At 43.1% G+C, this 14642-nt stretch carries 6 protein-coding genes; 4 read left to right on the forward strand and 2 right to left on the reverse strand.

What is annotated here, in order from left to right; all coding sequences use genetic code 11:
- Nucleotides 1–8: 8 nt before the first annotated feature.
- Together KTO63_RS10305 and KTO63_RS10310 are read right to left on the reverse strand one after the other, a co-directional pair.
- Nucleotides 9–3203, reverse strand: a complete 3195-nt coding sequence (locus KTO63_RS10305; RefSeq protein ID WP_232373115.1) for a SusC/RagA family TonB-linked outer membrane protein — start codon at nucleotides 3201–3203, stop codon at nucleotides 9–11.
- Nucleotides 3204–3712: 509 nt separating this feature from the next.
- Nucleotides 3713–5242 carry a M61 family metallopeptidase gene (locus KTO63_RS10310; RefSeq protein ID WP_217791185.1) on the reverse strand — a complete coding sequence of 510 codons (1530 nt, stop codon included), beginning with the start codon at nucleotides 5240–5242 and terminating at the stop codon, nucleotides 3713–3715.
- Nucleotides 5243–5569: 327 nt separating this feature from the next.
- Here KTO63_RS10310 and KTO63_RS10315 point away from each other — a divergent pair, with 327 nt between their 5' ends.
- The 4 genes from KTO63_RS10315 to KTO63_RS10330 all read left to right on the forward strand — a co-directional run bounded on the left by KTO63_RS10315 (nucleotide 5570) and on the right by KTO63_RS10330 (nucleotide 14639).
- Nucleotides 5570–7858: a S9 family peptidase gene (locus KTO63_RS10315; RefSeq protein ID WP_217791186.1), complete on the forward strand. Its 2289-nt coding sequence runs from the start codon at nucleotides 5570–5572 to the stop codon at nucleotides 7856–7858.
- A gap of 48 nt (nucleotides 7859–7906) precedes the next feature.
- Nucleotides 7907–9643: a DUF885 family protein gene (locus KTO63_RS10320; RefSeq protein ID WP_217791187.1), complete on the forward strand. Its 1737-nt coding sequence runs from the start codon at nucleotides 7907–7909 to the stop codon at nucleotides 9641–9643.
- Nucleotides 9644–9673: 30 nt separating this feature from the next.
- Nucleotides 9674–10924, forward strand: coding sequence for an NAD(P)/FAD-dependent oxidoreductase (locus KTO63_RS10325; RefSeq protein ID WP_217791188.1), 1251 nt, complete (start codon nucleotides 9674–9676; stop codon nucleotides 10922–10924).
- A gap of 694 nt (nucleotides 10925–11618) precedes the next feature.
- Nucleotides 11619–14639, forward strand: a complete 3021-nt coding sequence (locus tag KTO63_RS10330; protein WP_217791189.1) for a SusC/RagA family TonB-linked outer membrane protein — start codon at nucleotides 11619–11621, stop codon at nucleotides 14637–14639.
- Nucleotides 14640–14642: the final 3 nt, after the last annotated feature.

The raw sequence follows: 14642 nt of genomic DNA on the forward strand, positions 1-14642 counted from the left end.
TTGAAGTTTTAGAATCCGAATAGCGCACCTACGTTTACAACTTTTTGAATTGGATAACCTAAGCCCGATGCTCCCATTTCAGGGTCCCATGTTTTAAAGTGACTGAATGTTAACAGGTTGATGCCATTCAAATAAATTCTTGCATTTGCGAAACCTATCCTTTTAATAGCGGCTGCAGAAAAGTTGTAACCAAGCTCTGCAGATTTCAAACGCATGAAAGAACCATCTCTTAACCACCATGAAGAAGCATAGTTGTTGTTGTAAGTGGGAGCGCCACCAACCACATCACTGTTGATGTTCAGGCGCGGCCACAATGCATAGGCATTTCTGTTGTCTTCAGACCAATGATCCTGGGCAATTGCATTCAGCAAGCCATGTTGATTGTAAAACGGAGAAATAGCAATTGGATCGATCATGAATGCTACACGTGATGTACCCTGGAAGAACGCACTGAAGTCAAAGTTTTTGTAACCCAGTGAAAAACCAAAGCCGTACTGCACTTCAGGCACGCTTGGGAAACCAAGAGGAACATAGTCTGCAACACTGATCTTGCCATCACCGTTGATATCCCTGTATTTGATGTCGCCTGCAAGTACGCGACCAAACTGAGTCGGCGAGTTGTTTACCTCTTTGTCATCGCTGAACAATCTTTCTGCTACAAGACCATACATCTGCGCAACAGAGTTGCCAACATGAGAAAGGTTGATGTTGTTTTCTGCATAAGCAGGTTCTTCATTTACGAGTACTTTACTTTTCGCATAAGTAAATGTTCCTCTTACCTGTGCCCACCAATATCTTGAAATTGTTTTGTGATAATCAAGCGCGATATCAATGCCCTGGCTCTCAGCTTGTCCTACGTTCGCAGATGGCGTTGCCTGCAGTCCCATTGTAGTAGGGATCGTGGTTCTTGCCATCAGGATGTTGCTGCGTTTTTGATGGTATGCGTCTACCGTTACTTTAATATCATCCAGCAAAGTCAGGTCCATACCAAGGTTCAGCTGTTTTGATTTCTCCCATGTGATATCAGGGTTTGCGTAACGGTTGGTGTAAACAGTATTTCTGCTTGAGTTAAAGTTGGTACCAAAACCTCCTGCTACAGCGCCGTTTAAGCCAACTTCAGACAAATAGAAGAATCTGTCTTCTGGTTTACCAATCTGGTCATTACCCACCAAACCATAAGTAAATCTGAATTTCAGGTTATTGGCTACTTTAAGTAAAGGCTCCCAGAATTTTTCATTAGATACAACCCAGCCACCACCAACAGAAGGGAAGAAACCAAATCTGTGGTTCTCTGCAAATCTTTCTGAACCATTATATCCGAAGTCAAACTCTAACAGGTATCTGTTGTCATAGCCATAAGTCATACGGCCGGAAACTCCGGCGTTTCGTGAAGGCAATGAAAGTTGTAAAGTGGAAGCGTTGCCCGTAACATAGTTGCGCATCGTTCCAATGAACATCGCACCCACAGCATGTTTGTCATTAAATGTGCGGTTGTAGTTAATCGCAGCTTCTCCGTAAAATGTGCTGTTCAATGTTTTATCGCCCGGTGCATAAGTCAGGTATTCTGTTGGAGCAGGGAAGGGGTTACCCGCGCTACCATCGTTGATGAGATAGATGCCGTTGAGTTTTCCGTCAACAAGGTCAGAACCGTAGTAGTAGGGGCTAACCTGTCTGTCAACTGAAAACGTTGAATAGCGTGTTGTGTAAGCCATTGCTCTTGCCGATAAACCGTTTGTGATGAAGTTGAAATTTTGTTTCAGGCTCAACTGCGCTGTCATTGTGCTGGTGTTTGTAGCCTGGAATCCTGAAAGGGACTGCGCGTAAGGGTTCGTGTACAGTGCATTTGCAGATCCCGGAATTACTGAGTTACCAAACAAAGGATGGTTCGCATACGGGATATAGCTCTGCGGATATACAGCAGGGAACGCTACAGGATTGCTGTATATAGCATTGTGATAAACAGTGGCACCACCACTAAGTGCATTGCCATATTCATCATAACCTGGAACCGGACCATTATAATCGTCAAATTGACCTTTAAGACTGATCAATGCTTCGGTTGTTTTGGTCAGGCTCAACGTAACGTTGGAAAGTATGGAGTATGTTTGAAGTTTAATGTTGTTGTCAAAACCGTTCAATGAACTGTTGCGAATGTTACCATTGTCACGGTTGTAACTCAGTGCCAGATAGTATTTCGCTTTTTCTCCACCGCCGCCGATATTCACGTTGGCTCTCTGGTTGGTTGTAACCGGTTTGATCAGTTGATTCACCCAATCGTTGCTTGGGTATAGCAAAGGATCGTCACCTGCTGCGGTATGATCAATTTTGTTTTGACTATATAAAACTGCGCCCAGCGGATTTCTTGTAAGTACCGCTTCATTGGCAAGATTCATGTAATCAATGTTATTTGCCAGATCAACATTTTGCGTGTTAGAAGAAAATGAATTCTCCATGCGAATGTTGAATTGCATTTTGCCTGACTGTCCCACTTTAGTCGTTACGAGAATTACACCGTTTGCACCACGCGCACCATATACCGAAGTAGCGGTCGCATCTTTCAAAATAGAAAATCCGGAGATGTTGTCTGGCTGTAGTCTTGCGAGGTCCGTAGTGCTTGACTCAATTCCATCGATGAGGATCAGCGGGTTCACTTTTCCCGAACCGAAAGTTCCCAGACCGCGGATAAAGAAATTGGCATTATCGCCGCCGGGTTCGCCAGTCGTTTGAAAAGAGATCATACCCGAGATCCTTCCCGCAAGCATTGTTGTCAGGTTGCTTGTAGGTCCTTTGATGTCCTTGGGACTGATGGAGGTAACAGAACTCACCACGGTGGCTTTTTTCTGTGTACCGTATCCAACTACCACTACATCGGTCAGTTTGTTATCCTTTGCCTTCAGCACAACGTTTATTATACTGTTGCCCTGGATGTCAACTTCCTGTGTTTCAAAACCTACGGAAGAAACGATCAACGTTCCGTTGGCTGGAACTTTAAGAGAGAAGTTGCCTTTCTCGTCGGATTGGGTACTTCTTTGCGGATTCGTTTTAAGCACAATCGTTGCGGACGGGATCGCCGCTGAGTCGGAACGGATCTTTCCTCTCACCGTAATCTCGTTTTCCTGGGAATAGCACCTCGATGCAATTCCGACAAGGATGCAAATAAATAATGGTAACAAGCCATTGTTTAATAGCTGCTTTCTGTTCATAAGCATTCTGCGTTTTAGTTTAAAGTCAATATTGTTAGTTGGAAAAGTCAGTACATGAATGAAGAGTAGGTAAATGGTCACGTACTTCAAATGAAAAATGTCGTGGTTTCATGGCAATCGTTTTTGGCAAGACAAACTTGAAATATTTGTTAAATATGCAACATGGACAAAATGATAATTTTGGGGGGACAAATTGCCAACTGCTCGTAAATTCTGCGTTTATTCCCATCACAAAGGGGTGAAAATTTAGGGTCTTATTAATTTAAGTGTAAAAATGACCTTTAATGATTAGAATATTACCTGAATGTTGAGAGTTGCAGTATTATCAGCTATTTTGTCAAAATGACAATTAATCGGTGATTTTTGAAACCCAAATATCAATTTCCAGTTTTCGGTGAAATTAATTTTCACCGTTTACCTTTTTTAATATGAATGGATGAAACGCAAAAAAATACCGCCCAAAAAAACGGGCGGCATTTTGGGCTTCCAATTTCTGTGGATGGTAAAACTTAGTTTGAGCTGCCTATCAGCCAGCTTGCAAGTATTTTTTGTTGGAGCGAATCGGGATTAGCGACGGGCGTTACTGCAAAACTTCTGTTTTGCGCGTCGATATTTAATCCAGCATAAGCCAGGTATTTTTGATAATTCAGCTCCTCAGTTGAGTGCACATAATTATATATTGTGGTTAGGGACGTCCCAGCTATCGACTCACAAGCGGCCCAGAATTCTTTCTCGGTAAAACCACGTTGCTTTTCCTTGTAAAACTTTTGATACAGCAGGCGCATTACATCATCCAATGACTTTGTATTCTTTGTTTGGTGCCGGATCTCAAAATCGAGTAATAGCGCAACCACAGGACCTTTGTCATAGTAGGAAATTGTTTTGTTTTTATCATTTCCAAAAGGGCCGTCGTTCCAGGTTTCGCTACTGGATTGTGACAATGACTGCACCAGCCGGCCATTGTGTTTTTCGTAGGCAAGAATATTCACCTGGAAATTTTTGTACAGGTCATTGGCAGAAAGTATACCTGCTCTTGCCAGCAGCAGGTATTCATAATAAACTGTCCAACCCTCTGATATCCAAAGTTGATTTGTTTTGCTGCCATGTTCGTAATCAAATGGCCCCAGCTCAATTGGGCGAATGCGCTTTACATTGTAGTTATGAAAATATTCATGCGCGAGGAAGCTGAGTATGCTTTTTCTTCCGTTTTCATTGTTTAGCTCTGCACCTGTAAAACTGTTTGCCGATGAAGTCAAATGTTCAATACCGCCATTACCTGGCCCAATACCCAGAAAGGTGTAATGTTGGTAAGGAATGTCGTTCATGATGTTGTAACTTGCCGTAACAATTTTTTTCAAATCATTCATAAAATCCTGCTTGTTAAAATCTGCAAGTCTGTGGCCAATAAAACGATGAGTAACGCCGCCGACCTTGAACGAAGGGAGTTCTTCCAGGTTGCCCGCAAGGATAGGGCAATCATACAGCATGTCAAAATCCGGCGCAGTATATTGAAATTGCTGACCCGCAATAGAATCAAGCCCCGTTGCTACACGGCTCCATTTTTCATAAGAAAGCACATTCAAAGAAACGGGTAATTGAATTTGGTTTTCCACATACAAAAAAGTGGCTGCGGGAGTGATATAAGCGTGTGTTGAATCAATAAAACTTGTTGCTACAAAGGCGCTGTCGGCGATGACATTGTATTGAAGCGTGACTTTTTTCTTAGGCTGTGTATGCACCTCCCATGTATTCGCGTTGCTGTGTTCCCACGCAAGGGGATTGTTGTTTTCGTCAAATGCAGAAAATTGGGTGACTTGTTCAGCGTAGTGCATGAGCTGGTAATAGCCGGGCGTCCAGTTGGGCATCTTGAAAACAGTTTTTGCTGCCGTAGCCTTGTATTGCAAGGTAACATGTACTGTATGGGTCTGCGGATTTTGCAACGAAAGTGAAATGACAACGCTGTCCTGCTGCGTGAAACCTGCAAAGCCGAAGATCAGCAGAAACGCTGCTAAAACAAGCCCATGTAGTTTTCTATTCATTGTATAAATGGAGAAAAAAATAGTTGCCCGGCCAACACATATTTTAACCGTTACAAAACTAAAATTAGCTTGCTACAGGTTTCTAACTCCTGCTTCAATGCCGTTTCTTTAGCTAGAAGGCTTCGACAAGCTCAGCCTGACAGCGAAAGCGGAGTGTCAGGCTGAGCTTGTCGAAGCCTCGATTAAACAGAGACAACGGCATTAAATGCTTTTGACTGAACGACATTTAATTATTAACTCATCAAATACGGGTAACAATAGGTTAATAATAGATAATTGTGTTTTTTGCAGACAAGTTACTTTCACACTATAATAATCAACGTTCTAATGTCAATTGTCTCCAAAATCTGTTGCCTTATCTTTTCCGGACTTTTATTTGCCGCATCATGTATTGCACAACCGCTTCCTGACTATAAACCTTCACACGCTGAAATGGTTGCCAATTACAAAGAGGCGGCCCGCAGAGACAGCGCTGTATTGAAAACCATTGGTGGATTCTCGGTAGTTCCTCACTGGATAAAAGGCGAAGAGGCTTTTTGGTACAGCAATGTATTGGCCGGTGGCAAAACGGAATACATTTACGTAAACGCCAAAACAGGCGCGAAGAAGCCGTTGTTTGATACAGACAAAATGAAAGCTGCAATCCAGGAAGCAACCGGCATAAGCGATCCACGGGAAAACGCTACCATACCAATAATAGGCTACCGCTCTTCATCAAAGAGCATCATTTTTGTGTTTGATGGAAAAAATTACAGTTACGACGCAGCCAAAAACAAACTCACAACCATAGACTCACTGCCACAGGTGGAATTAGCCAGCGTTGCATTTAAAGAGCCGCCCAGCCGCTGGGAAAGCTTTGAAACTGATAGCCTTTCTCCCAACAAACAATATGTTGCTTTTATTCGTGACAACAACGTGTTCATAAAAAAAGTGGGAGAAGATACCGCCACTCAGTACACATTTGATGGCAGCAACAGTTATTTGTACGAGTCGCTGGCATGGAGCCCGGATAGTCGTTACGTTGTAGGGTATCACATAAAACCGGTAAAAGATTCGTCTGTATACTATGTGCTGTCTTCAGTGCCGGGAACTACTCGCGGACAGCTTCGATCGCAGGCATACAAGCAACCGGGCGACCCTGTCACCACCTATGAAATGTATGTGTTTCCTGTAGACAACAACAAGGGCATTAAGGTACAAACGCCTGTCATCGATTTCTTTGATGCGCCGTTACTGCATTGGAGTACGAACAAGCAATATTTCTTTTACGAAAAAATGGACAGGGGACATCAACGTTTTAGAATTATTCGTGTGAATGCTGCGAGTGGGGAAACGAATACAGTGATCGATGAACAAACAAAAACTTTCATTTACACCAATAGAATTTTTACTCACTATCTGCCCGCAACAAACGAGATCATCTGGTCATCTGAGAAAGATGGCTGGTATCATTTGTATCTGGCAGATGATCGTTCGGGCGACAGCAAAATGATCACGCAAGGAAATTATGTAGTTAGAAATATTGACAGCATTGACGAAAAGAAAAGACAGATCTGGTTCACGGCGAGTGGTATGAATTCCAATGAAGATCCTTACTTCGAGCATTATTACAGAATAGATTTCGACGGAAAAAATCTTGTTGCTTTAACGAACGAAAGGGCCAATCATAAAGTTGTTTTTTCACCAGACAGGAAATATTTTCTTGACACTTACTCAACGATTGACCAGGCTCCACAAACAATTTTAGGAAAAACAGAAACCGGAAAAAAGATCGCAGACATTCAGAAAGCAGATATCAGTTCGTTTTTGCAGGTGGTAAAAACATTGCCACATGCCTTTAAAGCAAAGGGCAGGGATGGAGTTACAGATATCTGGGGTGTATATTTTGTACCGGCCAATTTTGATTCCACAAAACGATATCCCATCATCGAAAATATTTACGCCGGTCCGCAGGATGCATTTGTTCCAAAATCATTTATCGGTTACAGCAGGGAAATGCAAAGCCTTGCCGACCTCGGATTTATTGTAGTGCAAATGGATGGCATGGGTACGGCCAACCGTAGCAAGTCATTTCATGATGTATGCTGGAAAAACCTTGCGGATGGCGGGTTTCCCGACAGGATATTATGGATGAAAGCGCTGGCGAAAGAGCATCCTTATGTTGATACAACCAGGGTTGGTTTGTATGGTACCTCTGCAGGTGGACAAAATGCATTGGGAGGTTTATTGTTTCACCCGGAATTTTATAAAGCCGCAGTTGCCGCTTGTGGTTGTCACGACAACAGGGTGGACAAACAATGGTGGAATGAACAATGGATGGGATATCCCGTGGGCAAGGAGTACGAGCAGCAAAGCAATGTTACAAACGCTTATCGTTTGCAGGGAGACTTGTTACTCATCGTTGGTGAGGCTGATACAAATGTGCCGCCCGAATCTACTTATCGTGTAATTGATGCGTTGATCAAAGCAAGAAAGACCTTTGATTTTCTGCCTGTGCCCGGCATGGGACATAGTGATGGCGGGCCTTACGGGAGAATGCGCAAACGCGATTTTTTTGTACAGCACTTACTCGGTGTGGCGCCCCCTTCAAGAAACGATTCAAAAGCAGATCTTTAAATTGTAAAGATTGTGTAGTAGTTTAAAGAGTAAAACCAAATAACACATATGACTAATTGCGTGAACCGTTCCCTCTTTTATTGTTCCGCTTTATTGTTGACCGCTTTGCAGGTAAATGCGCAAACTGAAAAAGTAAATGATCTTTACCAGCAAACAAGTGAAGTCAATAATGTGATGGTGCAATACAATGCTGATAACGGGAATCTTGTTCGATTTTATACCGTTGAAAATTCTCCCGAAAGAAGAGCGAGATTGCTCGAGGTTAATAAGAGCTACCAGGCGAAATTGCAAGCGCTGAATTTTGACAATCTCAATACAGGAACGAAGGTTGACTATGTGTTGTTTGATCGTAAGTTGAAAGAAGAGCAATACCAGTTGCAGTTGGAAGAGAAAGACTACAATGCTGTTAAAAAATGGTTTCCGTTTGCAGACAGCATTTATGCATTGGAGAAAAGAAGGCGCAGGGGATTGCTGCTCGATCCTTCACAGGTGGCAGATCAGTTTAACACAGCCTACAAAACAGTGCAGGACCTGCAAAAGAAGTTCGCCAAAGAAAATGCCATTGCAATGGAGCAGGGCAAAAGAGCTGAAGGAATTATCAAAGGATTGAGAAGTGCGTTAAAAAGCACTTTTGAATTTTACAATGGGTACGATCCCATGTTTACATGGTGGGTGCCGCAACCGTATAAAAAGCTTGACAGCGTTCTTGCCGTTTACTCAGATAGCATTAAAGTAAAAGAAAAAAGCATCACACCGCAGAAAGATGATGGCAGCGGCATCTTTGGAAATCCGATTGGTGCAAGTGAATTGCAGCGTCGCTTGCAGCTGGAAATGATTGCCTACACACCAGATGAACTTGTTGCAATTGCCAATAAAGAGTTTGCATGGTGTGACCAGGAAATGCTGAAAGCCAGCAGGGAAATGGGATTTGGCGATAACTGGAAACAGGCGCTGGAAAAAGTTAAGACAATGTATGTGAAGCCGGGAGAACAGCCTGCAGCAATGCTTGCGCTGTACAATGAATCTGTCGAATTCATTAAAAGTCATGACCTCATTACCATACCACCATTGGCCGAAGAAACATGGCGCATGCGCATGATGACGCCAAAGGAGCAACTGATCAATCCATTTTTTACAGGAGGAGAAGAATTTAGTATTTCTTACCCCACCAATAGCATGAGCCAGGATGAAAAGCTAATGAGCATGCGCGGTAACAATCCGCATTTTTCAAGGGCAACCGTGCATCATGAATTGTTTGCGGGACATAGCTTGCAGGAATTTTCAACGAACCGTTATAAAACATATCGTCACTTTGAAACACCATTTTGGATAGAAGGGTGGGCGCTGTATTGGGAAATGTTGCTGTGGGACCAGGGGTTTGCAAAAAAGCCGGAAGATCGCATTGGCATGTTGTTCTGGAGAATGCATCGTTGTGCAAGGATCATATTTTCTTTAAACTATCACACCGGCAAATGGACACCGCAACAATGCATCGATTTTTTGGTGGATCGCGTGGGTCATGAACGTGCGAATGCAGAAGGCGAAGTTCGTCGCTCCTTTGTAGGAAGCTATGATCCTTTGTATCAAATCGCATACATGATCGGTGGGCTGCAGATCATGTCGTTGAAGCGTGAATTGGTAGATTCAGGAAAAATGACCTTCAAACAATTTCACGATGCCTTCATTCAACAAAATATGATGCCCATTGAAATGGAGCGTGCCATTCTTGAAAATAAACCACCGGCAAAAGATTTTACAACCAGCTGGAAATTTTATAACTTTTAAAGGCATCGACAAAAACAAGGAAACAGATTTATGAAAAATGTTATCGTGATAGGTGGGGGCGTGATCGGTTTAAGCAGTGCTTTCTATTTGCAACGTGCAGGCCATAAGGTGACAGTGATTGATAAGAATGGGTTTACCGACAATTGCTCATACGGCAATCTTGGTTACGTTTGTCCGAGCCACTTCATTCCGCTTGCGGCGCCGGGCATTGTGTGGCAAGGATTTAAATGGATGTTCAACAGTAAGAGTCCGTTTTATGTGCAGCCTTCCCTGAACCTTTCATTGATTGACTGGGGATTGAAGTTCATGAAAAGTGCAAGCAAAAGAAATGTTGAAAATTCGGCAGTGCCGTTAAAGGACATCGCCGTTTTCAGCCAGGCGGAATATGCTTCATGGGAACAAATGCCGGGTTTCGATTTTGCCTTTGAAAGAAAAGGCATGCTTGAAATTTTCCAGACAGGAAAAGTCGGTCACCATGCGCAGGAAACTGTAGAAGCAGGCAAAAGGCTGGGCCTTGATGTAGATCTTATTGATCAGAAAGGGCTGAAGGAATTGGAGCCGCAAACAACCATCAACGCGCTGGGCGCCATTTATTTCCGTTGCGACTCGCATTTGTATCCGGATAAATTGATGGCGAGCCTGAAAAATTATTTGACTCAAAACGGTGTGAGTATGTTGCATGAGGAAGTGAAAGGCTTTGAATTCATCTCCGGAAAGGTAACCAAAGTCGTTACGGATAAATCAGTTCATGAAGCAGATGATGTTGTGATCGCAACGGGCTCATGGAGCAGGGAGGTAGCGGCGATGCTGCAAACAAGCATTCCGCTAATGCCTGGAAGAGGTTATTCATTTACACTTGAAAATTCCCCATATAGTTTAAACAGGCCCGCCATACTCACAGAGGGCCGCGTTGCCATTGCGCCAATGGATGGCAACAAAATGCGTTATGGCGGTACAATGGAAGTAGTTAGCACAAAAACACCGCCACGATATGAGCGTGTGGAAGGCATTGTAAAAGCCGTGAAAAGTTTTCTTCCGGAGTTTGAAATTGCACTTCCTTCACAGGATAAAATATGGTATGGCTATCGTCCCACCTCCGCGGATGGAGTGCCTTATATCGGCAGGATAAAACGCTTTAAGAATGTGATAGTTGCAACAGGGCATGCTATGTTGGGTCTTAGTCTTGGCGCGGGCACCGGTAAGCTGGTAAGTGAATTGGTGGAAGAGAAAAAAACAAGCATCGATTTGCAAGCCTTTGCAGTTGAAAGGTTTGGGGGATGAGTTAGGAGTTAGGAATTAGGAATTAGAATATCACTCTAATAATTAAGAGATTGCTTCGCAGTTCGCGGAGCAATCTTTTTCTTTTTATAGACCCGAAATGTTTTATCGGTTTTTCACCACTAAGACACTTAGGGCACTAAGTTTCACTAAGAGAGTTTTTTAACCACAGAGTGCACGGAGAAGGAGTTTCGAAAGAAGTGGTGTAACTCACGAGAGCACAGAGGAAAGGAGGGCTGCTGGATTGATAGCAAAAGAATGGAGGTAAGGGAAGGTTTTCAAATCTTTTTTGCTGAATTTTCTAAAGGTGCTTGTTTACCAAGAACATCCTCCTTTCCTCTGTGAAAAAAATCTCCTTAACTCTGTGGTTAAAAAACTCTTAGTGCGTCTAAGTGTCCTTAGTGCCTTAGTGGTAAAATTTGATCTCCTTTCACGTCATAAAGTGTCAATTTTACACAACAGTTGTAGTATAAAATAAACCATTCTGTAAATAAAGTATCAGGATAAATCGTGTTACCAATCAAAGCCTTGCCCATATTGATATTTGTATAAATGACAATTTTTAAAATCGCACACAAAACTTCAGTGTGAAATAATGGTTAAATATCGCTAAGGATGGGTTAAATTCTCTAAAGTAATAATGTAGATCCAATGATAGATTTGTTTTATTAAATCAAGCTTTTTTAAACTCTGACATATGCTGTATTTAACCAAAACAAAATTGTCATACGGTCTGCTTGTCCTCATGGCGTTCCTCTTTTGTTGCATGCACGTGCAGGCGCAGCAAAACCTCAGGGGCAAGGTCATCGACTCGCTGGGCAAGGCAATTGCCGGAGCCTCCGTAAAAGACAGAGCATCAAAGATTACAACCGTTACGAAAGAAGACGGTTCTTTTACACTTCCCGGTGGAAAGAAAACAACACTTGAAATTTCCTATGTCGGTTACGCTGCAAAAGAAGTGGCAGTAAACGGACAATCCGATGTAGTTATCACACTCTCTAACAGTGGCACTGCACTAAATGAAGTAGTAGTTACCGCGCTGGGTGTAAAAAGAGAAAAGCGCAATCTTACTTACAGCACCCAACAATTATCGGGCGATGAAATTCTGAAAGCGAAAGAGCCCAACCTTGTAAACGCCGTTGCGGGAAAGATTTCCGGCGTGCAGGTTACAAGCTCCTCAGGTAATGCCGGTGCTTCTGCCCGCATTGTGATCAGGGGAAATAGTTCTGCTACAGGAGACAACCAGGCTTTGTTTGTAGTGGATGGAATTCCTATCAACAACGACGAAACAGGTTCTGCGGGCGGTGCTGCTCCCGGTGCTGGTATGAATCGTGTGGTGGACATTGATCCCAACACCATTGAAAGCATCAACGTGCTGAAAGGCGCTGCTGCCACTGCCTTGTATGGATCATCCGGTGCAAAGGGTGTAGTGCTGATTACTACAAAATCCGGCGCGGCAGATAGAAAGCCGGTTATCACTGTTTCATCTGATCTGTCATTTGAAAAACCATTGTTGCCTGAGAGACAGACAGCTTATTCACAGGGAACCACCGGCATATTTTACGATGGCGAAACGCAAAAAACGAGTGCATCTTGGGGCGCACGAATGGATACATTGAAGATCAACGGAAAGCCTGCTCCCCAATATGATCCGTACGATTTTTTCCGCACGGGTATTACCTCGAACTCCACCGTTTCGGCAGCAGGAGGAAATGGAAACTCTGCATACTATCTAAGTTATTCTTTCTATGATCAGAAAGGAATAATGCCTGGCAACGATTTTAAAAGACATTCCTTCTTCGCAAAATACAACAGCAAGATTGGTAAGTATGTGAACACGGTGTTCCAACTGGGATATAGCAACTCCAATCAAAATAGGTTGCCGGAAGGCGCCAGCAATGGGCCTTTGTTTGTTGTGCTCGATCAGCCGGTGTCATGGAACCCTTACCCGGTGTTGGATTCGAACGGTAACGCACGTATGTACAGGTACTCAAGAAACAGTCCGCTGTGGTCTGTTGACAACATGAACAACAATGATGTGGTAAATAGATACCTGCCAGTGTTTACATTAAACGTGACACCCGCAAGCTGGTTGACCATTACCGAAAGAATTGGGGCGGACATGTACAGTGAGCAAAACAAATACTTCGAAAATCCGCAACCGGCCATTGGATTGAATGGCAAGGTGATTGACAACAATTCAAACTTCCGCCAGTTTAATAACGATATCATGATCAATGCGTTCCAGCACTGGGGCAAGTTTGACGCAAACCTTCTGGTGGGGAATAACATTCTTTCCACTTACTACCAGAACACAAACCTTACGGGCAATGGCTTAACGGTAGAAGAATTCTACAACGTTTCGGCTGGTAGCAATATCGCTTCGTCTGAAAGTCATTCACTGCAAAGAAAAATCGGTTTTTACGCCCAGGCAAACGTTGAGTACAACAAATTGATCAACTTATCTCTTACAGGCAGATACGATGGTAGTTCTGTTTTGGCCAAGGGAAATAATTTTTATCCTTACGGATCAGTTGCTGCAAGCTTTATGTTCTCCGAACTTTTAAATACCAATGTTAAAAACGTGCTGAGCTTTGGTAAGCTAAGATTATCTGCTGCCACTGTTGGTAATGACGGTGTAGGTCCATACTCATTAAACACGCCGTTCATACAAGCTGGAAGGAACACAAACGCAGGCTACTTTTTGTATCCATACCAGGGGCAGCCGGGCTTTTTGCAAAGTTCAGTATTGGGCAACCCAAATTTGCAGAACGAAAGATTGGAAGAATACGAAGGTGGTCTTGAATTGAAGTTCCTGAAAAACAGGATCAGTTTTGAAGGTTCTTATTTCTATCGCAAATCACACAACGGTATTATTCCGGGTGTAAGCATTTCAAATGCAACAGGCTTCAGTGGAACAACTGTAAATAGTGCCAGCATTGAAAACAAAGGTCTCGAGTTGTTGTTAAGTGCAACTGCCATCAGATCGAAAGACTTTAGCTGGGACATCACCTTCAACTTTACAAAAATTAAAAACAAAGTACTTGCACTGTATCCGGGCATTGATCAATTGGGGCGCATTATTGTTGGTCAGCCTTACAACGTCTTCTATGGTGTAAAATATAAACGCACTGCAGATGGTCAGTTGCTGATCGATGCAAACGGTTTGCCGGTAGTAGGAGATCAGGGTGTTGTGGGCAATGCTACACCTGATTGGCTTGCGGGTCTTGAAAATACTTTCCGCTACAAACAATTTGCGTTGTCGTTTTTCTTCGACATGAAGAAAGGCGGCGATGTGCAAAACGATGTTGACAGCTACGGATTCTTTTACGGTACTGCAAAAGCAACAGCGGACAGAAATCCAATCGTTGTGAAAGGTATCAGTGAAGTGGACAACAAACCAAACACTGTTGCTGTGAACGCGCAGACTTATTGGCAAAGCAGGCAATACGAAAGCACCATCCAGGATGGCACTTACCTGAAACTAAGAAATGTTGCCCTGACATACAATGTAAATCCTAAAGCGCTCGCACATTCATGGGTGAAAGGTGTAAGCCTCACCGCATCAGGAAGAAACTTATGGATATACAGTCCGCACTTCACAGGAGCCGATCCTGAAGTGAGTTCTTATGGCAACAACAACTCTGCGCAGGCGATCTATGCGTTTTCAACGCCTACTTCAAGATCATTCCTGTTTTCAGTAAAACTTAATTTTTAATGA

This window comes from Pinibacter aurantiacus, assembly GCF_019130065.1.
Lineage (GTDB): Bacteria > Bacteroidota > Bacteroidia > Chitinophagales > Chitinophagaceae > Pinibacter > Pinibacter aurantiacus.

Excerpts from the sequence above, each read along its gene's own strand:
- KTO63_RS10310 (WP_217791185.1), bottom strand. The coding sequence starts at position 5,242 with ATGAATAGAAAACTACATGGGCTTGTTTTAGCAGCGTTTCTGCTGATC.
- KTO63_RS10320 (WP_217791187.1), top strand. The coding sequence starts at position 7,907 with ATGACTAATTGCGTGAACCGTTCCCTCTTTTATTGTTCCGCTTTATTG.
- KTO63_RS10305 (WP_232373115.1), bottom strand. The coding sequence starts at position 3,203 with ATGAACAGAAAGCAGCTATTAAACAATGGCTTGTTACCATTATTTATT.
- KTO63_RS10325 (WP_217791188.1), top strand. The coding sequence starts at position 9,674 with ATGAAAAATGTTATCGTGATAGGTGGGGGCGTGATCGGTTTAAGCAGT.
- KTO63_RS10330 (WP_217791189.1), top strand. The coding sequence starts at position 11,619 with ATGCTGTATTTAACCAAAACAAAATTGTCATACGGTCTGCTTGTCCTC.
- KTO63_RS10315 (WP_217791186.1), top strand. The coding sequence starts at position 5,570 with ATGTCAATTGTCTCCAAAATCTGTTGCCTTATCTTTTCCGGACTTTTA.